The following is a 22,324-nucleotide window of genomic DNA, read 5'->3' on the forward strand; positions in this document are numbered from 1 at the left end:
TCCACCATCATTATTACACAGCTTGTTGTTCGTAACCAGGAAGTAGGATTTACACAGGCTCAGGCACTTACTATTATGACAATCCTTGCCTTCGCCGGTATCGTCGGTTCCTGGATCATCGGTGCTATGGATCAGAAACTCGTCACAAAGAAAACCATGATTTTCTTTGGTATCTGGTATGCAGTTGCCCTGCTTCTGGAAGTCACCGAAAAACGTCCGCTGGTCATCGTTTTCCTGATCATGTTCGCACTGGCTCTGGGCGGTTCCGCAAACTTTACGACTTCCCTGCCTGCAGCTGTATTCGGACGTCATGGATTCAAAAAAGTAAACTCTGTACTTTTCCCGATTCAGGCGTTGGTATCTTCCTTCGGCTTCTGTGTCAATGGAAATGTATTAAATGCAACCGGAAACCTGCGAATGTCTTATGTCATTGCTGCTCTCTTTGACAAACGTACCCCGCAGGAAATCTGCGGGGCACATATTGATTTTCTTGAAAAAACTCCGTTAAAAGAACAGATCTCTACGGATCGTTTTCACGGAATGCAGGCTGTGATCCGTAAAATCCAGGATTACAGTACTTCTCTGACGCAAATGTAAACCATATAAGCTGCATAAACAACAAGCATACTCACACCACCTGCCCGTGTCAGAAGTTGTTTTTTCCATACAAGAGCCATAATATATACACTGACAATCACCAATATCACAATATCGATCAGATTGTTCATGTTCATTGCAATCGGGCTGATTGCGGATGCGAGTCCACCTACCAGCAAAATATTGAAAATATTGGAACCAATAACGTTTCCAAGTGCCATTCCAGCCTGATTTTTCTTTGCCGCAACCACAGATGTCACAAGTTCCGGAAGAGATGTTCCAATGGAACAGATCGTCAGACCGATCAACGTCTCACTCAGTCCAAATCCGCGGGCAATTGTTTCCGAACAATTTACAACGACCTGTCCGCCAATCACAATCGCTACCAGACCTCCGCCAATAAAGACAAGACATTTCCATAACGGAAGATCTTTGATTTCTTCCTCCTCAACCAATTCTCCGGCTTTTCTCGTATTTCTGGCAATCCGAACCATACCATACAAAAATATTGCAAAAAGCACAACCAGAATGATACCTTCCACATGTCCGACTTTCATTCCGATCAATCCCATAATTCCGATAATCACAGCAACCAGTACGGAAAACGGAAACTCTCTTTTCAATGTCTCTTTTTTAATCTCCAGCGGCTGAAATAAAGCGCAGACGCCGCATACTACCAGCAGGTTAAAAATATTTGACCCGATGACGTTACTGATGGCCATTCCATTACTTCCATGTAAGGATGCGGAAATACTGACCGCACATTCCGGTGCACTTGTTCCCATTGCCACAATGGTCATACCGATGATAAACACCGGCACGTTAAATTTCTTTGCAACAGAACCACTGCCTTCCACAAAAAAATCTGCGCCCTTAACCAACAGTACAAATCCAATAATGACACCTATAATTGCTAATATCATATCTATCTTCCTTTCTTGCTTCCACTTATTTCACTACATACTGTATCTTATCTATTCTATCACGTTTCTGCTGATTCTATATTCCATATCGTTTTTCACAATATTCCTTTTCATCCAGCTTCTGATCATCCGAAAAGTCCAAGATGTTCGATTAAGATTTTCACACCGATTCCGATCAGGATAATGCCGCCCAGAATCGTTGCCTTATCCTTGAATTTACTTCCAAATACATTTCCGATCAACACACCTGCGATCGAAAAACAAAAAGTAATACATCCGATGATTGTTACCGATGTGATCAGTCTCACCTGCAGAAAAGCAAATGTGATACCGATTGCCAGTGCATCGATACTTGTGGCAATTGCCAGCAGAAAAAATTCTCTCAGATCGATCCGCACGCTACCCTCCGGACAGACTTCTTCATTTTCTCCTTTTTCTTTGACCACATCCAGGATCATTTTTCCACCGATCAGTACAAGCAGTATAAATGCGATCCAATGATCAATGGCTGTAATATAAGACTGGAACTGACTTCCAAGAAGCCATCCCAATGCCGGCATCAACGCCTGAAATCCTCCAAAAAATGCTGCCAGCACAAACATATACTTTTTATCTACTTTTCGCATGCTCAAGCCTTTACAGACAGATACCGCAAAGGCATCCATGGAAAGTCCGACACCGATCAGTGCCAGTTCCAAGTAACCCATAATTCAATTTCCTCCATAATGTATGATTTAACAGCTCGCATCAGGGAATATCATTGACAGGAACTTTGACACAATTTTCTCTCAAGCGAAAAAAGAGACCCAGGTATGCCATAGAATTAAATAATAATCCTTATTGACATACATGAGTCTCATTCATTAAGATTTGCCAGATTATCCTAAAAATGATAAACAGGTTGTTGACAAATCACACAATTCTTACTGTGCAAACTACTCCCTCACGAAGTTCTTTCAACTATATCGTAATGAGGAGGATTTGTCAATATTTTTAACCATTTCATCATACAAACTCATCATAAAATGACTTCAAAAACTGTCCCTCCGGACGGATTGGGTCTGACGGTAATACTGCCATCATGCACCCTCACAATTTCCCGGACCAGGGCAAGTCCAAGCCCTACACCGCCAAGTTCCCGGCTTCTGGATTTATCTACGCGAAAGAACGGTTCAAACACACGCTCCTTAAGTTCCTCCGGGATTCCGCTTCCTGTATCCTCCACGGACAGATGCACCTGATTTTCCTCCTGATATGCAGTTACGGTAACCTGTCCATCCAAATGATTATATTTTATGGCATTCTCAACAAGATTGTATACCATCCTGTAAATAAGGATATCACTTCCTCGCAGCGTTATATCTTTGCATTTTCCAATTAATTTTATATTTTTTTCCTGTGCGAGAGGTTCCAAATCCGCCAATACCTCATCTACAAGAGCATCCACTGCAATTACCTCATCCCGTTCCACAGTCTGAAGTTCACTCATGTCGAGAAGCGTCTTTACCATTTTGTTGAGTCTGTCGTTCTGTTCGGTAACCATTTTTATCGTTTGCATAGTATCTGCATCATTTCCCGGATGCCGGGTTGCATTATATAAATCAAGCTGTACCTGCATCAGAGACAACGGCGTTCTGAGCTCATGCGCTGCATTTGCAGTAAATTGTCTCTGTATCTCAAATGCATCCGAAAGACGCGTAAGCATCTTGTTGTACGAAATACTAAGTTGGTTGAGTTCTTTCACTTTGTTTTCTTCTATTTGTGAATCTGCCAGATTCTGTGCCTCTACCTCCTCGATTTTATCAGAAAACTCCCGAATTGGTCTGAGTGCATGCCCGCTTATAAAATAGGTGACTACCCCACCCATAAGCGCCAGTACGGCTGAGATTATAAAACTGTTTCTTTTATAGTCAGCTTTATTATTGTACACCTGCAAAGAAAAGTCATTTGCAAACTCATCCCACTTATCCTCAGGAATGCTGATATATATTTCATCCGAATCATCCACATTTACATCTTCCTGAGCATCAACAGCCTCTTGCAGGGAGTCGATATAATACACACCATTTTTATAGACAAGCATCGTCAGGCAGCCACATATGACTGCAATATATAATGTAATGATACAGGTCAGTCTCCACTGCAGCGACATTTTTTTCATTGATCGAACTCCTCTCGTATTTTATAGCCCTCACCCACTTTGTTCAAAATCGGGTCATATTCCAGCACAGCCTTAAGTTTTCTTCTAAGGGAAGACATATGCACCCGGATGGATCCACTAAAACTGTCCGCAGTTGCATCCCAGACATGCTCGATCAGTTCCTCCTGGCTTACCGGTCTGCCCAGATTCAGAAGCAAATATTCCAAAATACCACTTTCTTTTCTTGTCAGGGGAACCGGTTTCCCTTTTGCATATGCCTCACGTTTTACCGTGTCGAACCTTATCCCGCCACTTTCCAGACATACATTCTTCTGCACAAATTTTCTTCTTGTCAGGCTTCTGATACGTGCCTCAAGCTCCTGCAGATGGAACGGTTTTTCCATATAATCATTTGCTCCTGCATCCAGTCCTTCCACTTTATCTGCGATCTGTCCTCTTGCTGATAATATAAGAACCTTTGTCTCCTCATTTCTCTGTCTGAGTTCCTTCAGGATCTCCATCCCATCCATCCCGGGCAGATTCAGATCCAGAACGATCAGATCATAATTCTCTGCCAGAATACATTCAAAAGCCTCTTCCCCATCATAGCAGGTATCCACTTCATATCCGGCAGCATACAGGCTTTTTGCAACTGTATCACATATTTGTTTTTCATCTTCAACTATTAATAATCTCAAAATGTTTTCACCTGTTTCTTAACAAAAATTTTACAACAGTTATTGTATAATACCAAAGTCAGCTGGTCAACAAATACAACAAACAAAGGAGCAACAATATCTTGAAATGTAAAAAAATAGGTCAAATGTTTGTGCTCATCGCAGGTATCACTATGGTGAGTTATGGTGCGATCCGGGGGGAAGCAGCTACTGTGCTTGCTAAAGCAATAAAATTATGTCTGGAGTGTGTCGGAATTGGATAAGAAAAAGAAATCACGATCAAAAAAAATAGCCGGAATTCGTGGATGGATACAGGCAGTTGCCACGCTGCTCACCAATATCCACATTCCAAATTTATTTAAAGGCAAAATATATCAGGGGAACGCAAAAGCAGTATGTGTACCGGGCTTAAACTGTTATTCCTGTCCCGCTGCAACGGGAGCATGTCCGATCGGTGCCTTTCAGGCGGTCGTCGGATCATCCAGATTTAAATTTTCCTACTACATCACCGGCTTTTTTATTTTACTCGGTGTGACACTTGGAAGATTTATATGTGGTTTTTTGTGTCCGTTTGGATGGTTTCAGGATCTGCTTCATAAAATCCCCGGGAAAAAGTTTTCAACAGCCCGGCTGAAGCCACTCAGATACCTGAAATACATCATCCTTATTGTTTTCGTTATCCTTCTACCGATGCTTATAACGAACTCAATCGGAATGGGAGACCCGTTCTTCTGTAAATATATTTGTCCGCAAGGTGTTCTGGAAGGGGCTATCCCACTTTCACTTGGAAACGCTGCGATACGATCTGCACTGGGAACTCTTTTTTCCTTTAAATGCCTTATTTTAATTACGGTTGTTGTGTTAAGTATTTTGTTTTACAGACCTTTCTGTAAATGGATCTGTCCTCTTGGCGCAATCTACTCATTGTTTAATAAGATAAGCTTTCTCACGATCAAAGTTGAGAACAGCAAATGTGTCGGATGTAATCAATGTGTAACCGCATGTAAAATGGATGTGGATGTATGTAAGACGCCAGATCATCCGGAATGCATACGATGCGGTGCCTGCATAAAGGCTTGTCCGAAAGATGCCATCCACTATCAGTTTATGGGAAAACCCTGTAAGAAAAAGAAGCACAGCAGTCAGTAACAGACAACCGGTAACTATTTATTTTTTGCAGAATCACTGCACATTATATCATTACGAAAAGGAGCAATTACTCATGAAAACAAAAAGATCTTTATTACTTATTTTTACACTCTGCGCAGCATTATCGCTTACTGCATGTAACGGAAAACAACCTGCTAACACAGAAAAACCGCAGGATACCCAGACAGAATCCAGTACAGCTTCTTCTGATGATTCCAGTTCTGAACTGGATGATTTATATCAGCAGGAAAACCAGCTTTTTGCAGATCATAAAGACGTATGGGACAAGGTATTTGGCATGATGAGCAAAAGCACTGCTGATCCAAGCGGAAATTATGCCGATTATCTGGCAGGCACTGTGGAATCAAACAAAGACTCCTTCACAGAGGATGAGTTGAAAACACTTAATGATGATATTGAAACGATTAGAAAAATTGAAGAAAAAATCGCCGCAATTGAAAAGAAAAATGCTGCATCCGACAGCAACAGTGAGAAAAACAATTCCGACGATGTATCTCCTTTCAAAGATTTTTCCGCAAAGGATTTTGATGGCAATTCTGTTGATGAAAGCCTGTTTTCCAAAAATGCCGTAACCGCTGTTAATTTCTGGTTTACCGGATGCAAACCTTGTGTTGCTGAATTATCTAAACTGAATGAACTGAACGATGCTATCAAAGCAGCCGGTGGTGAAGTAATAGGAATCAACACAGAAACCTTCGACGGAAATGAAACAGCCATAAAAGAAGCTGCAGATATCCTGAAAAGCCAGGGCGCCAAATATCGCAATCTTTCCGTTGATTCTTCTTCTGCTGCAGGTAAATACGCTTCCAATATCATGGCCTTTCCTACAACAATCCTGGTCGACAGAAATGGCAATATTGTAGGTGAGCCTATGCTCGGCGGAATTGATGATCAGAAGAACTATGATACTTTGATGAAACAGATTCAGTCTGTCATTGATGCAGACAGCGCGAATAAATAATCCTGTTCATGAAAATATAAGTGTAAACTTTGAAAGAAGCTGTCTCTCATTCGAAAGACAGCTTCTCTTATTTTTTCTAAATTTTGATTATAAAATATCAATATACTCCCCTGCAAGTGCCTTATTCATACTGCGCACTGCACAGAATTTTCCACACATACTACATGTGTCACTGTGATCTTCTTCCGGGCTTCTGCTGTCGCGGATTGCTTTTGCAGTCTCCGGATCCAGTGCACATGCATACTGGGCATCCCAGTCAAGTTTCTGACGAGCCTCTGCCATCTTGTCGTCGATATCACGGGCTCCCGGAACACCTTTTGCAATATCTGCTGCATGAGCTGCAATTTTAGATGCGATAATTCCCTGTTTTACATCTTCTACGTTTGGAAGTGCCAGATGCTCTGCCGGTGTAACATAACACAGGAAAGCTGCTCCATTCATTGCTGCCACAGCACCACCGATGGCACTTGTGATATGGTCATATCCAGGTGCGATATCAGTTACGATCGGTCCTAATACATAGAACGGTGCGCCCATACAGATACTCTGCTGTACTTTCATATTTGCAGCTACCTGATCAAGCGGCACATGGCCCGGGCCTTCTACCATAACCTGTACGTTGTGATCCCATGCTCTCTTGGTCAGTTCTCCAAGTCTTACCAGCTCTTCAATCTGACATACATCTGTGGCATCTGCCAGACAACCCGGTCTGCAGGCATCACCCAGAGAAACGGTCACATCATACTCTTCGCAGATATCAAGGATTTCATCATAATACTCGTAAAACGGATTTTCCTCTCCGGTCATGCTCATCCATGCAAATACCAGACTTCCGCCACGGCTTACGATGTTCATTTTACGTTTATGTTTTTTGATCTGTTCAATGGTCTTTCTTGTAATTCCACAGTGGAGTGTCACAAAATCCACTCCATCTTCGGCATGCATCCGAATGACATCAATAAAATCTCTGGCTGTCAATGTAGCCAGATCTCTCTGATAATGGATGACGCTGTCATAAACCGGAACGGTACCGATCATGGCCGGACATTCGCTTGTCAGCTTTCTTCTGAATGGCTGGGTATTTCCGTGGCTGGACAGATCCATGATTGCCTCAGCACCCAGATTTACTGCGCTCATTACTTTCTGCATCTCAATATCGTAATCTTTACAGTCTCTGGATACTCCCAGATTTACATTGATTTTGGTACGCAGCATGCTGCCGACTCCCTCCGGATTCAAGCAGGTATGATTCCTGTTTGCGCAAATGGCTACTTTACCCTCTGCTACCAGCTTCATCAGCGCCTCGGACGTCATATGTTCTTTCTTCGCAACAGCCTCGATCTCCGGTGTCACGATTCCTTTTCTTGCTGCGTCCATCTGTGTTGTGTAATTTCTCATCTTGTTCTCCTTCTTCTATTTTATGGATTTTCATAACAACTCCTGTGAGCGAGGACGTGCAGTGATTCTGAAACAGATATGTCAGCTTATGCTGACCAGAATCACGCACCAGGTCTCACGTACGTTTGACTTGCATTTTCACACAGAGTCGTTTTCACAACATTTTTCTTATGCGACAGAAGGTGGTGCTCCCAATCTGCCGCTATGCATTACCTTTTTACGTTACTGTTCATTGATCACATGTAGTAAAGCGGACATTTGCAATCCGCTTTCGCTACTTGATCACGCTTGCATGCGTATTTTCTTATTTTTATTGGCTCATTTTCATTTCTTTTTTCGCCGGATGTCTGTACATACTGATCACGCCGCCTTTCTGCAGCGCAGTTACAAGAAAATATGCAAGGATACTTCCTACTACTGTGGAAACAAGAAATGGCACAATGTATACAAACAAACCTCCCGGATTTAATCCCATCATCAGTTTTGCAACCGGATAAGCAGCCAGACCGCCAAGGATTCCGGTTCCGGATGCCTCTGCGATACAGGTCAGCCACAGTTTTCGGAATGCCATATAAGCCAGACCACAGCATAATGCACCGATCATACTTCCCGGGAATGCCATCAGGCTTCCCAGTCCCAGCAGATTACGGAGCAGGCTTGCGCAAAATGCAATGCCGACCCCCCATCCCGGTCCAAGTACAACCGCCGCCAGAATATTTACCATATGCTGCACCGGTGCACATTTGCTGCCAAAAATCGGAAAACTGAGCAGGCTTCCTACCACAGCAACCGCTGTCAGAACACCCGCCATCGCAAGTTTTTTCACTGTGTCACTCTGTTTCATTTTCTCTTAACCTCCTTTTTATGCTTTTTTATTTATTTTTTCCACCTGAATACAGCTCTCATTTATCATAAAGTATATTGGGCGGTAAAAATCTTTTATTTTCATCACTTAATTTACTGACGTAAATTCGTTTTTTATCGCAAATCCATGATCCATCGGTCCACTGCCGGATCCCAGATCCAGCATGGCTGCCAACGCACCGGAAATATATTCCTTTGCACGTTCTACTGCCGTCTGCAGATCATAACCTTTTGCCAGATTAGAAGCAATGGCTGAGGATAAAGTGCATCCGGTTCCATGGGTATTCGGATTGTCAATACGTTTTCCTTCAAACCAGTGATACGTGCCATCTGCAAAAAGCAGGTCATTGGCCGTATGAATCTGATGTCCGCCTTTGCAAAGTACCGCACAGTCATACTCCTTTGAAATCTGCTCTGCTGCCCGGATCATATCCTCTGCGCTTTTGATTTTCATTCCGGTCAGCACTTCTGCCTCCGGAATGTTTGGTGTCAGAACAGTGGCCAGTGGAAATAATTTCTGTTTTAACGTATCCGTGGCATCCTCACTGATAAGCCGCGCCCCGCTGGTCGCCACCATCACCGGATCCACTACGATATTTTTTGCTTTATACCGCTCCAGTTTTTCTGCGATCACACAGATCAGCCCTTTCTCGGAAACCATTCCGATCTTGACTGCATCCGGAAAAATATCCGTAAAAATACTATCCAGTTCCTGTCCCAGAAACTCCGGCGTTGCATTTAAGATTCCCATGACACCGGTCGTGTTCTGGGCAGTCAGGGCTGTGATCGCGCTCATGGCATATACACCATTTGCCATCATTGTCTTGATATCCGCCTGAATGCCGGCACCTCCGCTGGAATCACTTCCGGCAATTGTTACTGCTGTTTTCATATACTTCACCTCCTCTGATCTGTCACAACGATTTACTGTTTCATCCAGGATTGCCGGAAATCCAGCAATGAAGTCAAATACAACTCCCCGGTCTCACGCACGCCTTCCTGATCGGTCTCACCGTCCGCATCGTATACGCCAATTGTCCGAAACCCTGCATTTTTTGCGGTTTTCAACGCATAGAGAGAATCTTCAAAAACCAGTGTTTCTTCTGGTTTTGTGCCAAGACTTTTTGCTGCCAGCTGATAAATCAGCGGTTCATGCTTGCTGATTCCCACTTCCCCGGTGGTATAAATCTGCTGCAGATACCCATACAGACCATTTCGCTGCAATGCCTTTGTCACATGCTCCCGCGGACTGGAAGTTGCTGCGATCATTTTTACATTTTGATCCTGCAAAAAGTGCAACAGTTCTTTCGCCCCTTCTTTGGGCTGTACTTCATAAAAATAGAAGTCCCGGATCATCTGTTCGATTCCATTTAAAATTTCCTGAGGTGTATCCGGAAGCTGATACTGTTCTTTCAAATAATCCGCACCCTGCTCCATGCTCATGGAAAACAGGATCTGACTCAAACCTGCTTCCGGTTGAATACCACGTTTTTGCAGATACCGAACTCCAAGGTCATTCCAGACTGCCATGGAATCCAGTAATACACCATCCAGGTCAAAAATTGCACCGCAAATTTCTGTTTCTGGAATTCCACCTTTCCGTGTGATATCTTTCTGAGTCAAATTCTCCTGCATTACTTCTTTCTGAATCATGCCTTCACCATTTCTGCCGTAGCAATTTTCAGATCTTGTGCTGCTTTTCTGATATCCGGCTGCGCATAGATCGCACTGATCACCGCGATACCGCAAATACCGCTTCCAGCCAGTGTGGACACATTTTCCTGTGTGATACCGCCGATGGCAATAACCGGAATGGATACCGCTTCACAGATTGCTTTCAATGTCTCATGCGGCACCTCTGTGGCATCATCCTTGGAACCGGTCGGGAATACCGCACCGACTCCCAGATAATCTGCTCCATGCTTTTCTGCCAGAATCGCCTGCTCTACTGTCTGAGCTGACACACCGATGATCTTATCCGGACCTAATTTTGCACGGACATCTCCGGCTTCCATATCACTCTGTCCCACATGCACACCGTCTGCATCCATGGCCAGTGCAATATCCACATTGTCATTGATAATGAACGGTACGTTATATTCTCTGCAAAGCACCTGCAAATCCTTTGCTTCTTCCATAAAATGCGCCTCATCCAGTTGTTTTTCTCTTAACTGTACAAAGGTTACGCCGCCCTCCAGACTTTCTTTTACCACAGAATGCAACGTTCTTCCATTCAACCAGTGACTGTCTGTCACTGCATATAAAAGTAACTGATCCTTTGTCAATATATCTCTATCGAATTTCATATTTTGCCCCCTGATCTAACATCTGTGCGCTCATGTTGTAAATGGCATCGATGATACGATTACGATATGTAGCATTGCCATCCCCTTCCTGCATGTTGCCCCAGCCAATCTCACCGGCAAGTCCCATGACACACACTGCTGCCGCTGCCGCCTCCAGCTGATCATCCGGATTTGCGGTAATATATGCGGTCATCACGCCGGATAACTGACAACCGGTTCCTGTGATTTTTCCCATTTCCGGCCTGCCATTCCGGATGACATAACATGTTTCTCCGTCACTGACCAGATCAATGGCTCCGGTAATGGCTACGATAGAACCGCTCTTTTTCGCAAACTCTTTCACAAATGAAACTGCCTGATCCAAAGTTTCTTCTGTCACAGCATCTGCCACATCTGCATCGACACCTTTTGTGGTGCCACTTCCGGATGCCAGTGTCTTAATCTCAGAAATATTGCCACGGATCACAGTCGGATGTAAAGTATCCATAAGCTCAATGGCGGTTCCGGTGCGAAGTGCGGATGCACCTGCTCCTACCGGATCCAGTAAAACCGGATGTCCCATCTCTTTTGCCCGTTTTCCTGCAAGCAACATTCCTGCGATCGTTCGTTTATTTAACGTCCCGATATTGATATTCAGGCCGCCGCAGATGCTGGTGATATCTTCCACTTCCTCTGCCTCATCTGCCATGATCGGGCTTCCGCCACAGGCAAGCAGTACGTTTGCCACATCATTTACGGTTACATAATTTGTGATATTGTGTACCAGAGGTACCTGCGTTCTCACATTTTCCAGACATGTTCCTAACATTTTATTTTTCTCCTTAAAAGCAATTTATCATCAAAAAACACACGATCAGTATTATTTTATAATCATCATTTTAAGCAATGAACACAAAAGCGGATACACCAAAATCGGCATATCCGCTTAATAAACAATACAAAAAATACTGCATCCGCTGTATCCCTACGTTGGCATTATCCAAATCAGGTTACGGGTCCAGACCACTTAGTCTGCTCTCAGCCTGCTGTCGGCAAGCTCCCCATTTATTCTCTTGTCAGGTTTCACAGAACAATTCCTGCAAAACATACGGTCAATTATTATCTGATGTTTCATCTCAGACACTCTCATTAACTGACGACATTATAGCACTGCACTTTTTTAATTGCAATATATCTTTCCGAATTTTTCGCATTGTGTTAGAATGGTGTTACAGTTCACTCATCATATGTATTCAAATATTGATCATGCTTGCATGAGGAAATATTTGGATACATAATGATGAAGGGAGCGCCTTTTTATGAGCAAAAGTAGTAGCGTAGCTACGGAGAAGTCCTGAAAGGACGTTTTGCGAATGGCGCGTGTGAACAGTAACAGAATGGTTACATTACTGTTCACCACTTGCAAAATGGGGAGTCTCAACTCAGACTGAGATAAAATCTATTATTTGGGAGAAATCACATTATGACAAACACGGCAAAAACGCCGCATCCGGTCACCGCCGGACATTCGGAACGCAACATCAGCTTCGATCTGATTCGTATTCTGGCAATTTTTCTTGTCATGTACAATCACCGCGAAACTTATATCTTTTATCATCATGTGCCACACATGGGACTGCGCTACATTCTTTCCATGTGCGGAGCAGCTTTCTGCAAATGCGGACCACCGCTTTTCTTTATGGTATCCGGTGCCCTGATCCTTCACAAAAAAGAATCTTTCCGACGGATTTTTCAGCACCGTATTTTACGGATTTTAATCGTAATGGTGATCCTAAGCATCCTGATCGTGACACTGATCCCGGATTCGGATTCCTTTCTCAAAACATTTTTTTCCGGACTGAACTGGTATCTGTATGCCTATATAGGTTACCTGTTGATGCTCCCGTTTCTGCGAATTCTGGTAAACCATATGACAAGAAAAGATATGCGGCTGTTTTTTATTCTGACAGCCATCGCATACTCCGTCAGCGGCATCCTGATTCCTTTTCGAGGTGTGGAAGAAGCATTTACCGGATTCCTTCCCATTTTCAGTTCACCCTTCGGAAGCAGCTGCTGGAACCTGGCATTTCCGGTACTTGCCTACTGTCTGGTCAGTTTTTCCAAACACGAAGAAAACCCGGCCCGAAAAAAGCGGATGCTTCTGATACTTCTGATCGGTACCATCGCCAGCCTGGTCATCGCCATGCTTCTGATGAATTATGATCTGACCGCAAAGCACGGTAAACATATGGAACTGATCGCACAGCATGCTGTTTTGTTTCCCTGCTGCTTTATTTTTTATGGTTTATACGAAGGTTTTTCCGGAAAATCCATCCGGCTGCCTTTCTCAGGAAAAGTGCTGGCAGAATTCTCAGCAGCTACGTTCGGCATGTTCCTGATTGAGACACACACCGGATTTTCAGAACAGATTTTTGACTTTGTAGCATCCTGGTTTCCGCATTCCGCAGGTCCCTACCTGTGCAGTCTGTTATCCATTGTACTGCAGTTACTGCTGTACTTTCTGGCGATTTTCGCACTGCGAAAAATCCCACCAATCCGAAAGATATTGTAATAACGTAAGTTGTGAAGCAGAAAAAGAGGCCGCCGCTTTTCGATAAATCATCGGAAAGTAGCGACCTCTCTTAAATTTTACTCAAAAATAATTTTACGATAGTTCTTTTTACCACGGCGTAATACAAAGTCCTCTTTATTGATGTCTTCCGGTTTGTAAGAAGCTTCAATTGATCCTACTTTTTCACCGTTTACAGCAACTCCGCCCTGCTGTACCGCACGACGTGCCTCAGAACGGGATGCACATAATCCGGAAGCAACCAGCAGACCCATGATGTCGATCTCACCGTCACGCAGATTTTCTTCTGTAATAACTGCAGTCGGCATATTTGCTGCATTTCCGCCGGAGAACAGTGCACGTGCACTCTCCTGTGCTTTTGCAGCTTCTTCCTCTCCGTGAACCAGTTTGGTCAGCTCAAATGCAAGGATTTCTTTTGCCGTATTTAACTGACTTCCTTCCCATTTATCCATCTCGTCGATCTGCTCTAACGGAAGGAAAGTCAGCATACGCAGGCATTTTAATACATCGGCATCGCCAACGTTTCTCCAGTACTGGTAGAACTCAAAAGGAGAGGTCTTCTCCGGGTCAAGCCATACAGCGCCGGACTGGGTTTTACCCATTTTTTTACCTTCAGAATTCAGAAGCAGTGTGATCGTCATCGCGCATGCATTTTTACCAAGTTTACGACGGATCAGCTCTGTACCGCCAAGCATATTGGACCACTGATCATCACCACCGAACTGCATGTTACAGCCGTATCTCTGGAATAACTCATAGAAATCATAACTCTGCATGATCATGTAGTTAAACTCCAGGAAGCTTAATCCACGCTCCATACGCTGTTTGTAGCACTCAGCAGAAAGCATACGGTTTACAGAAAAATGCGGTCCGATATCACGCAGTACTTCTACATAATTTAAGTCAAGCAGCCAGTCTGCATTGTTTACCATTAATGCTTTTCCTTCGGAAAAATCGATAAAACGGGACATCTGTTTTTTGAAGCATTCGCAGTTGTGGTTGATTGTTTCCTTTGTCATCATCTGACGCATGTCAGTACGTCCGGATGGGTCACCGATCATAGCTGTACCGCCACCGATCAGTGCGATCGGTTTGTTTCCTGCCATCTGCAGTCTCTTCATCAGACACAGTGCCATGAAATGTCCTACATGAAGACTGTCTGCGGTCGGATCAAATCCGATGTAAAATGTTGCTTTTCCGTTATTGATTAATTCTTTGATTTCTTCTTCGTCTGTAACCTGGGCAATCAGACCACGGGCTACGAGTTCGTCATAAACTGTCATAATGTACTCTCCTTCTTCATAATAAAAAAACCCATCCTAATGCGCATGCATAAGGACGGGATAAAATCTCGTGTTACCACCTTAATTCACAGACCGCTCACACGATCCGCCTCACCAAGTATCTGACAATACTTCTGCAATATAACGGTTGCTCCCGGCGCAGCCTACTGATCATCAAAATCATTTCTGATAACGTTCAATGCGCAGCTTGTGAATGTATTCGGTATCAGTTTTCCATGCGCCTCTCACCACCCGGCAGCTCTCTGTATGTTCCGCTCATACTTACTTCTTTCAGTCATTGCTGTTGCTGTTTGCAATTGTCTTCACATGTCCATTATTATAAAAGTTGTATTTGGAAATGTCAATGTAAAGTTTTACAATAACATGATCAGCGTTCCCGCCACGTTCAGACATAAGCCAACCACTGCTTTCTTCGTCAGACGCTCCCTGAACACGATATAGGAAAATGCGATTGATACCAAAATGCTCAGCTTATCGATTGGAACAACTACGCTCGCCATTCCGTCATGCAGTGCCCTGTAATAACACAGCCAGGATCCGCCGGTTGCCAGGCCTGATAAGCAGATAAAGCCAAGCTCGTTTTTCGGAATTTCCCGGATTGTATGCTGTTTGCCTTTGACAAATACAACCACCCATGCCATCACCAGGACAACGCAGGTTCTGATGGCAGTTCCAAGGTTTGACTCCACACCTTCGATGCCGACTTTTCCAAGGATAGCGGTCAGGCTGGCAAACACTGTAGAAAGCAATGCATAGATCAACCAGGAACCTCCCTTGGGCTTCTTAGGCTCATCCACCGTCTCTTTTTTCTGAATCATCATAAACGTACCGATACCGATTAGAACCACTGCGATACCTTTCACCAGTGTGATCGGCTCTCCAAGGAAAATAAAAGCAAGTATGATCGTCAGAATCGTACTTGATTTGTCGATCGGCACAACTTTATTGACATCTCCCAGCTGTAATGCTTTGAAATAGCACAGCCAGGATACTCCGGTCGCGATTCCGGATAAAATTAAAAACATCCATGTCTTGCTGCTTAATGAACTGATTGTTCCGATGGATCCTGTGATCAGCATCATGATCCAGGAAAAAATCAATACAACGATTGTTCGAATGGCAGTCGCCGCATCCGAATCCGTCTTTCGAATTCCGCATTTTGCAAGAATCGATGTCAATCCTGCAAAAACGGCAGAGCCAAATGCAAATAAAATCCACATAACTTCATCCCCGCTTTCTGCAGCTGTCGTATACAGTTGCCTGTTTATTATACACCTGAATGAGTTATGTGGATTATAAAAGTGTAGATGTTATCTGATTCCTATCTATTTCGAAAATTCCGGTAATTTACTGTCCCAAATATTTTTCCAATGTTTTCCGTACTGCATGAGGACCCGTCAGCATTTCTTTCAAAAATCCGATCACCGGCTCTGCCAACTCCGTCTTTGAAAGATCCTGCCCAAATACAATAGAAGTGAATATAGCAAGTCTTGTATGAAACGGATTCAGACATGTGCAAACATTCATCTGTTTGACGCATTCTACGATCCGGCAATCTGCAAACAGAATACCCGCACGCTCCAGCTTCGGTCTTCCATTTGGAAAATTATCTTCAATGACCAGGTAAATCGTGTCGGTGGCGGATATGTCTTTACTGCGGTAGCCTTAATTATTTTCTTTGATTATACATCAGAATCAATCATGTGAATTGTAACGTTTAGTTTGCATTCAATACTGTTATCTGGAAAAATCTACCATTCCGTTTACGATATGCCACAGGCCGTATTCGTTCTGAGCCATTCCAGTATAATTGAAATCTACGGCTCCACCAGTAATCTTCCACCAGCCATATGTGTTTGCGGCAAGTCCGTTGTAGTTAAAGTCTACTTTTCCTCCGCGCAGATAGAACCAGCCGTACTCGTTTGCTTCTACGCTGTTGCAGTTGAAGTCTACGGCTCCGTTTACGATTCTCCACCAGCCATATGCATTCTGTGCAATTCCGGTATAGTCAAAATCCACTTTTCCTCCGCGGATGCAGAACCAACCATACTCATTTGCCTCCACGCTGTTACAGTTGAAGTCTACGGCTCCGTTTACGACTCTCCACCAGCCATATGCATTTGGTGCAATTCCGGTGTAGGAAGTGTCTATAACACCGTTTTTATAGTAGTACCAGTTTCCGTTTTCATCCTGTGCCAGACCGTTTTTGGATGTGTCTACGGTCACTTTTGCGTCACCCGGTTTGATGGAAAGCAGATCTACACTGTATGTATTTAACGCATTGGATAATACTACACTTCCGTCTTCACTGACCGGTACTTTTACAGTATTAATCAGATCCAGGTTGTTGTCATTATCGATACGATACTGCTCTACTACAACATTTGCTGTGTCATATGGAACATCTGTAACAGTCAGATTGTAACCTGCATTGTTTTCATAAGTAAGTACACGTGCAATCGGAAGTGACCAGTTTGCAACACCCGGGATGCAGAGTTTGTTATCTTTGATCATCGGGTTATGGGATTCGGAGTTTGCCAGCATCTGGGAAGTCGGAATCTCATAGTTACTGATCAGGACATTGATCTGATCCTCTGTATCGTTGATACCAGCCATAACAGCCATACCATTTTTATCGCCGCCTGTTACAGCCAGACGGTTTTCTGTCTGGTTCATCTGACCCATTGCTTTGTAGCCATAACCGGTCTTTGTAATCGTTGCACTTCCGTCCTCATTTGTCTGGATCAGACGATTGTAGATATTGGCTTTCTCTACCGGTGTATCCTGCAGATACATCATCAAAGAGGCCAGATAGGATGCCTCTGCACTGTCAGCCATGCTGAACGCATTCGGGTTGAATAATACAGTACCATACTCGGAAAGCATCATCGGTACATCACCGTATCCGTAATCTTCCAGAATGCTGTGGAGATGATATGCCCAGCGGGAATAATCATACGGATCACAGTTATTGGACGGATAGAAATGATATGCGTAGAAATCCAACGGACAGTCATTTTCTTTTACATATTTGATAAAGCTCTCTTCGATTCCGTCATCATCATTTAAAGTTGTCAGTGTCGGACCACCGATTGGAAGGGTTGGATCCAGTTTTTCTACTGCTTTGGATACACTGTTGTACATCTCATAATACTGATTTGCTGTATTTGGCCAGAAATCCTGTAAATCCGGCTCGTTCCAGATTTCAAAATAATCCAGTGTATTGTAATATCCGTCGTCCCAGCCGAAATCGTAATGCATTACGATATGCTCTGCCATAGTAGTCAGATCCTGTAAGAACTGTGTCCACTCCTCGGTTCCTTCCTCCGGGAACTTATTGTCATCATTCTGGCTGGCACCAAAACGGAAATATACCTCTGAACCAGTTGCAAGAATATTGTCGATGACTTTATCCAGTTCTTCAAAATCATAGCTGGACGGATCATTCAGATCCACTTCGTCATCTGTATCAAAATATTTCGGTACCAGATTGTAAATGATTCCGCGGCCATCGCCCTGTGTGCCGTCGATATCATGTGTACGCACCATATCTACACCCAGTTCGATATAAGCTTTGGATGTTGCACTTCCGGCTTCGCCCGGATCATAATGTGCGCCCTGGAAAGATTTAATCGTTCCGGTCTGATCACCCGCATTAACCGTGATATTTCTGTAATGCTCTGTATTTTCTGTATAACCGGCCTGTGTGGAATAGATATTCATAATATTTTTGTCGCTGTCATATTTTGTATAACCAAGTCCACCCAGATCTTCTGCCTTGATGCAGAGTTTGTTGTCAATGGTATACAGGGTAACTGCCTGATCTGCCACCTTGCCTTTGATGGTACTTGTCTTTACGCTGCCGGTACCCATGGTACTGCTTTCTGTATTAGGACTAAATGACTCATCAAAGTAATAACCATTTGTTCCACTTGTGATCGTAACAGATTTTTTGCTTTTCTGAACGTTAAATCCATATGCGGACAAATCATCTACTACCACATAGATCGTATCCTCCACATCATACGCACGCACTTCATCACCATTGATATAACAGCGATTCTGCTGTACATCTTCAGCTGTCTGTGCAAATGCAGTAACCGGTGCTGCTGCACCCAGACCAGTCAGCATCGCTGCGGTCAGTACCCATGCTGTAATCTTTTTTCGCAACATTTCATTCTCCTCCATTTCTTCAGTTTACCTAAACTCTTTACCATTTTTACCAACATAATTTTGTCTGAAAATATGTTTCGCAAACTGTATCCTCATTATACAAAACAGACCGTCACAGAACCGTCACTTTTCTTGACACAGTTTTACTAATTTTCTACAATAGACTTGGATTTTTGTATCTGCAAAAATGCAGGTTCCATACATTGATCTCTAAATGACAGCCACCTGTATAAAAATATTTTTTTATACTGATAAAAACACTGAGGTAATTTATGAAACGAAAGCTTACTTTTCTGATATCTGCTATTTGTTGTATCCTATTACTTAGCACCTTATCAATTTACTTTTTCCTGAACTGCAGACAAAATGCAATGGGGCAGACATCAGACGGCGTTTTTTCTTTTGAACGCTCTGATAATCCTTTTTATGCCGATTACGAACTGGCTGGGGAATGGGAATTTTATCCGGACAAGTTGATTTTTTCGGCGAATTCTGATGGAAATGTTCCGGGAAATATAGAATCCGCCAATCCCCTGACAATATTTACTGACTGGTATCACAACCGCCTTTCTGTTGCTCCGTCAGAAGAATATGCCAAAACACTTACCTCTACTCTGCCAAACTCTGATGCAGATAAAATATTTATTCCTTCGTCCTACGCGCAGCCCTGGAAACGCCAGCGCATGATAGGAACCTGTGCTTCCTACCGCACCATTATACAGGTAGACCGCTATATTAACATTGATGAAGATAAAATGGCTATCAGTCTGCCAGGTCTTCCCTCCGGCAACTACCGTGTCTACATCAACGGAAAACCAGGAAAAGCCTTTATGGTATCACCATGGTCTTATCCTCTGTACCGCATCGATAACAGTTCGGTAATTGAAGTCGTCATTGAAGTGTCCAACACTTCTGAAATTCTGAATATCTGTCCACGACTGACCAGCCTCGGCCTTACGATGACTTATTTTGATACATACAAAAACAGTTTTATCATCCTGTCATCCATTTTGTTCGCCACCTTTGCGATTTTGCTGTTTTCCATTTTCAGCATTGACCCCAGACGGTTCCGGGGATATTTTCTGACCGGTCTGCTCTTTACTGCTTACTTTTTCATCAACAACTGCTGGATTATCGGCTATATGGAACGCATCACCAATGTGATCCCAATGTTTTTGCTGACCTATATTTCACGGCTTCTGGTACTGGCCTGCTGGGGACTCGCCATCCTGATCTCCCACCATACCGGTCCCCAAAGGTTTTCCCGAAAAATCTACCGCATGTTTACCGGGCTGCTCCTTGGCGCTGCCCTCTGTTTTACGCTGGCACTGTTCCTCCCGGTTTCCGGTGTTTTCGTCGTAACCGGACAGATCCTTCTGCGGTTCCTCGGGATCAGCTGGCTGATCAAAACCTGGCAGGGACTTGATGCGCTCTCTATTGACGGATTTTTATTCCATCTGGGCTACCTGTACCTGCTAACTGGAATGTTTGCAAATTATATTTACAACTCTTTTGGTCTGCCCGGAAAAACATTGTTTCTGCTTCCGGTGTGCATCATCACTTTCGGCTTTCTGATCTTTACGGCAAGCAAACTCTATCAGAAACAGCTGCTGACGCATACCCAGAACCTGCTGACCCTGGAAAAAGAAGCTTCCCGCATCCAGACCGCCATGCTTTCGAGCCAGATCCAGCCGCATTTTCTGTACAACACACTGACGACAATTCAAGAAATGTGCTATACGGATCCGGAGCAGGCCGCAGATCTTATCGTTCATTTTTCGAGATATCTGCGCACCAATATTGATTTTATGGATTACACGGACCTGATTCCTTTTGAAAAAGAACTGGAACATATCGAAAATTATCTTTATATACAGAATACCCGGTTTGGCAATGCACTGGTATTTGAAAAAGATATCACCGTGACAGAGTTTCAGATTCCACCACTCTCCGTCCAGCCGTTGATTGAAAATGCCATAAAATACGGCATCCGCAAAAATGGCAATCACGGCACAATCCGGCTGGAGACGAAACAAACTGCTGAAGGCATCTGTATTCTGGTAAAAAACAGCGGTCCCGGTTTTGACGAACAGAAGATCAATCCCCATCACAGTATCCAGAACATCCGCTCCCGCATGGATTATCTGCTACATGGAACACTGATTATTCACTCGCAGGAGGGAGTAGAGGGAACTGTCATGGAACTGTTGCTTCCCTATCAGAATCAAACATAAGATACCCGGTATTTTCCCGAAATCTTGTAAAGCGGACATTCGCAATCCGCTTTCGCTACTTGCTCATGAACGCAGTCGCTTTGCGACCTGTATGTTGGAGGCTTTTCATATGAATTATGTACTTGTAGACGATGAAGAAAGAGCATTAAATCTGCTAAGGATCATGCTCACCCGCTTTGATGGATTTTCAAAAGAAAATGACCATATTTATACCTTTACCCAGCCTGTCGAGGCACTGGATTTTATCCGCAGGACACTTGTGGACGTTGTATTTCTCGACATCGAAATGCCGATGTTAAACGGCATCACTCTTGGAAAACAGATCAGTGAGGAACTGCCTGCGCCACCGGAAATCATTTATGTAACGGCATTTCCGGAATATTCGCTGGATGCCTGGGATATCGGTGCCTTTGGCTACATCCTGAAACCATATGACCCGAAGCAGATCAGTGCGGTATTAAACAGAGTCCTCAAATACCATGCCGCCGCGGCTGAATCTATTGAGGGAAAAACCGGTTTTGACACAGAAAATCATGGCCATACCCCTCCAGATGCAACAGCTGAAAAGAGGAATACACAAATGCACTCCAACAGTCTCCCGCATATCCGCTGCTTCCCGGATTTTGAACTGTTTATAAATAAAACCCCAGTCTCCTTCAAGAGCAGGAAAGCAAAAGAACTTCTTGCACTTCTCGTTCATTATGAAGGAAACTGGGTTCCGATTGATAAAATCACATTCTGTCTGCTGGAAAACTGCGAGGAACATTCCTCCAAAAATTACAGCCGCACGATCCTCTATCGGCTGAAACAGGCGCTTGCACCTTATCATCTGGAACAGATTGTGGAGTCTGCCTACGGTAAAATGCGTGTACATACTGAACAGTTCACCTGTGATTATTATGATTATCTCCAGGGACAGACGGAACTGTTTCAGGGCGATTATATGGGGGAATACCCCTGGGCAGAGACGACCCGTGCCGCCATGTGGACGAAGATGGTTAAATGAAA

General features: G+C 43.7%; 21 protein-coding genes, 1 riboswitch and 1 other annotated feature. Of the genes, 8 read left to right on the forward strand and 13 right to left on the reverse strand.

The genetic code is table 11. The features are described 5' to 3' along the window. Positions 1–75: 75 nt before the first annotated feature. Positions 76–597 (forward strand): SufE family protein, encoded by a 522-nt coding sequence (locus tag ACIRUQ_RS12840; protein WP_082432917.1) that lies wholly within the window; start codon positions 76–78, stop codon positions 595–597. On the opposite strand, the gene ACIRUQ_RS12845 is transcribed toward ACIRUQ_RS12840, so the two are convergent. From ACIRUQ_RS12845 to ACIRUQ_RS12860, 4 genes are all read right to left on the reverse strand, one after another. Beyond that, positions 570–1,520: a calcium/sodium antiporter gene (locus ACIRUQ_RS12845; protein ID WP_172679918.1), complete on the reverse strand. Its 951-nt coding sequence runs from the start codon at positions 1,518–1,520 to the stop codon at positions 570–572. The two genes, ACIRUQ_RS12840 and ACIRUQ_RS12845, sit on opposite strands and share 28 nt — an antisense overlap. A 125-nt stretch (positions 1,521–1,645) precedes the next feature. Beyond that, positions 1,646–2,227: a manganese efflux pump MntP family protein gene (locus ACIRUQ_RS12850; protein WP_021739458.1), complete on the reverse strand. Its 582-nt coding sequence runs from the start codon at positions 2,225–2,227 to the stop codon at positions 1,646–1,648. Between the two features lie 311 nt (positions 2,228–2,538). Further along, a complete protein-coding gene (locus ACIRUQ_RS12855; RefSeq protein WP_055291210.1) occupies positions 2,539–3,681 on the reverse strand; it encodes a cell wall metabolism sensor histidine kinase WalK in 1,143 nt (380 codons plus the stop codon). Next, a complete protein-coding gene (locus ACIRUQ_RS12860) occupies positions 3,678–4,358 on the reverse strand; it encodes a response regulator transcription factor (RefSeq protein WP_022035032.1) in 681 nt (226 codons plus the stop codon). Before ACIRUQ_RS12860 ends, ACIRUQ_RS12855 begins: the two co-directional genes overlap by 4 nt. 125 nt (positions 4,359–4,483) lie before the next feature. Between ACIRUQ_RS12860 and ACIRUQ_RS12865 the strand changes: the two genes are divergently transcribed. From ACIRUQ_RS12865 to ACIRUQ_RS12875, 3 genes are all read left to right on the forward strand, one after another. Continuing rightward, positions 4,484–4,600, forward strand: a complete 117-nt coding sequence (locus ACIRUQ_RS12865) for a CD1871A family CXXC motif-containing protein (RefSeq protein ID WP_082432919.1) — start codon at positions 4,484–4,486, stop codon at positions 4,598–4,600. Further along, positions 4,593–5,486, forward strand: a complete 894-nt coding sequence (locus ACIRUQ_RS12870) for a 4Fe-4S binding protein (RefSeq protein WP_055291214.1) — start codon at positions 4,593–4,595, stop codon at positions 5,484–5,486. Before ACIRUQ_RS12865 ends, ACIRUQ_RS12870 begins: the two co-directional genes overlap by 8 nt. Positions 5,487–5,559: 73 nt before the next feature. Beyond that, the gene (locus ACIRUQ_RS12875; RefSeq protein ID WP_055291217.1) at positions 5,560–6,468 is read left to right on the forward strand and encodes a TlpA disulfide reductase family protein; all 909 of its coding nucleotides are present in this window, start codon (positions 5,560–5,562) and stop codon (positions 6,466–6,468) included. A gap of 87 nt (positions 6,469–6,555) precedes the next feature. Here ACIRUQ_RS12875 and thiC read toward each other — a convergent pair whose 3' ends face one another. From thiC to thiM, 6 genes are all read right to left on the reverse strand, one after another. After that, the gene (gene thiC / locus ACIRUQ_RS12880; protein ID WP_021739452.1) at positions 6,556–7,866 is read right to left on the reverse strand and encodes a phosphomethylpyrimidine synthase ThiC; all 1,311 of its coding nucleotides are present in this window, start codon (positions 7,864–7,866) and stop codon (positions 6,556–6,558) included. Between the two features lie 310 nt (positions 7,867–8,176). Next, complete coding sequence (thiW, locus tag ACIRUQ_RS12885) at positions 8,177–8,710, reverse strand: energy coupling factor transporter S component ThiW (protein WP_021739450.1); 534 nt, start codon at positions 8,708–8,710, stop codon at positions 8,177–8,179. 108 nt (positions 8,711–8,818) lie between these two features. Continuing rightward, positions 8,819–9,622: a bifunctional hydroxymethylpyrimidine kinase/phosphomethylpyrimidine kinase gene (thiD, locus tag ACIRUQ_RS12890; protein WP_055291220.1), complete on the reverse strand. Its 804-nt coding sequence runs from the start codon at positions 9,620–9,622 to the stop codon at positions 8,819–8,821. A gap of 32 nt (positions 9,623–9,654) precedes the next feature. Continuing rightward, the gene (locus ACIRUQ_RS12895; RefSeq protein ID WP_022035035.1) at positions 9,655–10,383 is read right to left on the reverse strand and encodes an HAD family phosphatase; all 729 of its coding nucleotides are present in this window, start codon (positions 10,381–10,383) and stop codon (positions 9,655–9,657) included. Then, positions 10,380–11,036, reverse strand: coding sequence for a thiamine phosphate synthase (thiE, locus tag ACIRUQ_RS12900; protein WP_021739446.1), 657 nt, complete (start codon positions 11,034–11,036; stop codon positions 10,380–10,382). Before thiE ends, ACIRUQ_RS12895 begins: the two co-directional genes overlap by 4 nt. Continuing rightward, complete coding sequence (thiM, locus tag ACIRUQ_RS12905; protein WP_055291223.1) at positions 11,023–11,844, reverse strand: hydroxyethylthiazole kinase; 822 nt, start codon at positions 11,842–11,844, stop codon at positions 11,023–11,025. The genes thiE and thiM overlap by 14 nt, the downstream gene beginning before the upstream one ends. 136 nt (positions 11,845–11,980) lie before the next feature. Further along, positions 11,981–12,089, reverse strand: a riboswitch (TPP riboswitch). Between the two features lie 409 nt (positions 12,090–12,498). Here thiM and ACIRUQ_RS12910 point away from each other — a divergent pair. Further along, complete coding sequence (locus ACIRUQ_RS12910) at positions 12,499–13,587, forward strand: acyltransferase (protein WP_055291225.1); 1,089 nt, start codon at positions 12,499–12,501, stop codon at positions 13,585–13,587. Between the two features lie 77 nt (positions 13,588–13,664). On the opposite strand, the gene tyrS is transcribed toward ACIRUQ_RS12910, so the two are convergent. Together tyrS and ACIRUQ_RS12920 are read right to left on the reverse strand one after the other, a co-directional pair. Beyond that, entirely contained in the window at positions 13,665–14,888 is a 1,224-nt protein-coding gene (tyrS, locus tag ACIRUQ_RS12915; protein WP_055291227.1) for a tyrosine--tRNA ligase, read from the reverse strand. Positions 14,889–14,936: 48 nt separating this feature from the next. Then, positions 14,937–15,196, reverse strand: a binding site (T-box leader). A gap of 66 nt (positions 15,197–15,262) precedes the next feature. Beyond that, on the reverse strand, positions 15,263–16,129 hold the full coding sequence (locus ACIRUQ_RS12920) for an EamA family transporter (protein ID WP_021739442.1): 867 nt from the start codon (positions 16,127–16,129) through the stop codon (positions 15,263–15,265). 274 nt (positions 16,130–16,403) lie between these two features. Between ACIRUQ_RS12920 and ACIRUQ_RS12925 the strand changes: the two genes are divergently transcribed. Further along, positions 16,404–16,616: a hypothetical protein gene (locus ACIRUQ_RS12925; RefSeq protein WP_021739441.1), complete on the forward strand. Its 213-nt coding sequence runs from the start codon at positions 16,404–16,406 to the stop codon at positions 16,614–16,616. Between the two features lie 30 nt (positions 16,617–16,646). On the opposite strand, the gene ACIRUQ_RS12930 is transcribed toward ACIRUQ_RS12925, so the two are convergent. Beyond that, positions 16,647–19,082 carry a GH39 family glycosyl hydrolase gene (locus ACIRUQ_RS12930; RefSeq protein ID WP_055291229.1) on the reverse strand — a complete coding sequence of 812 codons (2,436 nt, stop codon included), beginning with the start codon at positions 19,080–19,082 and terminating at the stop codon, positions 16,647–16,649. A 371-nt stretch (positions 19,083–19,453) separates the two neighbouring features. On the opposite strand from ACIRUQ_RS12930, the gene ACIRUQ_RS12935 reads away from it, so the two are divergent. Beyond that, positions 19,454–21,316: a sensor histidine kinase gene (locus tag ACIRUQ_RS12935; protein WP_021739438.1), complete on the forward strand. Its 1,863-nt coding sequence runs from the start codon at positions 19,454–19,456 to the stop codon at positions 21,314–21,316. Between the two features lie 109 nt (positions 21,317–21,425). Beyond that, entirely contained in the window at positions 21,426–22,322 is an 897-nt protein-coding gene (locus tag ACIRUQ_RS12940; protein WP_055291231.1) for a LytTR family DNA-binding domain-containing protein, read from the forward strand. Positions 22,323–22,324: the final 2 nt, after the last annotated feature.

Source organism: Eubacterium ramulus (assembly GCF_045002895.1).
In the GTDB taxonomy this organism is placed as follows: domain Bacteria; phylum Bacillota; class Clostridia; order Lachnospirales; family Lachnospiraceae; genus Eubacterium_I; species Eubacterium_I ramulus.

What these genes read in the sequence shown, in the direction of transcription:
- ACIRUQ_RS12865 (WP_082432919.1), top strand. Translation starts at nt 4,484, where the DNA reads ATGTTTGTGCTCATCGCAGGTATCACTATGGTGAGTTATGGTGCGATC.
- ACIRUQ_RS12940 (WP_055291231.1), top strand. Translation starts at nt 21,426, where the DNA reads ATGAATTATGTACTTGTAGACGATGAAGAAAGAGCATTAAATCTGCTA.
- ACIRUQ_RS12875 (WP_055291217.1), top strand. Translation starts at nt 5,560, where the DNA reads ATGAAAACAAAAAGATCTTTATTACTTATTTTTACACTCTGCGCAGCA.
- tyrS (WP_055291227.1), bottom strand. Translation starts at nt 14,888, where the DNA reads ATGACAGTTTATGACGAACTCGTAGCCCGTGGTCTGATTGCCCAGGTT.
- thiW (WP_021739450.1), bottom strand. Translation starts at nt 8,710, where the DNA reads ATGAAACAGAGTGACACAGTGAAAAAACTTGCGATGGCGGGTGTTCTG.
- thiD (WP_055291220.1), bottom strand. Translation starts at nt 9,622, where the DNA reads ATGAAAACAGCAGTAACAATTGCCGGAAGTGATTCCAGCGGAGGTGCC.
- ACIRUQ_RS12925 (WP_021739441.1), top strand. Translation starts at nt 16,404, where the DNA reads ATGAAACGGATTCAGACATGTGCAAACATTCATCTGTTTGACGCATTC.
- ACIRUQ_RS12840 (WP_082432917.1), top strand. Translation starts at nt 76, where the DNA reads ATGACAATCCTTGCCTTCGCCGGTATCGTCGGTTCCTGGATCATCGGT.
- ACIRUQ_RS12920 (WP_021739442.1), bottom strand. Translation starts at nt 16,129, where the DNA reads ATGTGGATTTTATTTGCATTTGGCTCTGCCGTTTTTGCAGGATTGACA.
- ACIRUQ_RS12855 (WP_055291210.1), bottom strand. Translation starts at nt 3,681, where the DNA reads ATGAAAAAAATGTCGCTGCAGTGGAGACTGACCTGTATCATTACATTA.
- ACIRUQ_RS12930 (WP_055291229.1), bottom strand. Translation starts at nt 19,082, where the DNA reads ATGTTGCGAAAAAAGATTACAGCATGGGTACTGACCGCAGCGATGCTG.
- ACIRUQ_RS12895 (WP_022035035.1), bottom strand. Translation starts at nt 10,383, where the DNA reads ATGATTCAGAAAGAAGTAATGCAGGAGAATTTGACTCAGAAAGATATC.
- ACIRUQ_RS12935 (WP_021739438.1), top strand. Translation starts at nt 19,454, where the DNA reads ATGGGGCAGACATCAGACGGCGTTTTTTCTTTTGAACGCTCTGATAAT.
- ACIRUQ_RS12850 (WP_021739458.1), bottom strand. Translation starts at nt 2,227, where the DNA reads ATGGGTTACTTGGAACTGGCACTGATCGGTGTCGGACTTTCCATGGAT.
- thiM (WP_055291223.1), bottom strand. Translation starts at nt 11,844, where the DNA reads ATGTTAGGAACATGTCTGGAAAATGTGAGAACGCAGGTACCTCTGGTA.
- ACIRUQ_RS12910 (WP_055291225.1), top strand. Translation starts at nt 12,499, where the DNA reads ATGACAAACACGGCAAAAACGCCGCATCCGGTCACCGCCGGACATTCG.
- thiC (WP_021739452.1), bottom strand. Translation starts at nt 7,866, where the DNA reads ATGAGAAATTACACAACACAGATGGACGCAGCAAGAAAAGGAATCGTG.
- ACIRUQ_RS12845 (WP_172679918.1), bottom strand. Translation starts at nt 1,520, where the DNA reads ATGATATTAGCAATTATAGGTGTCATTATTGGATTTGTACTGTTGGTT.
- thiE (WP_021739446.1), bottom strand. Translation starts at nt 11,036, where the DNA reads ATGAAATTCGATAGAGATATATTGACAAAGGATCAGTTACTTTTATAT.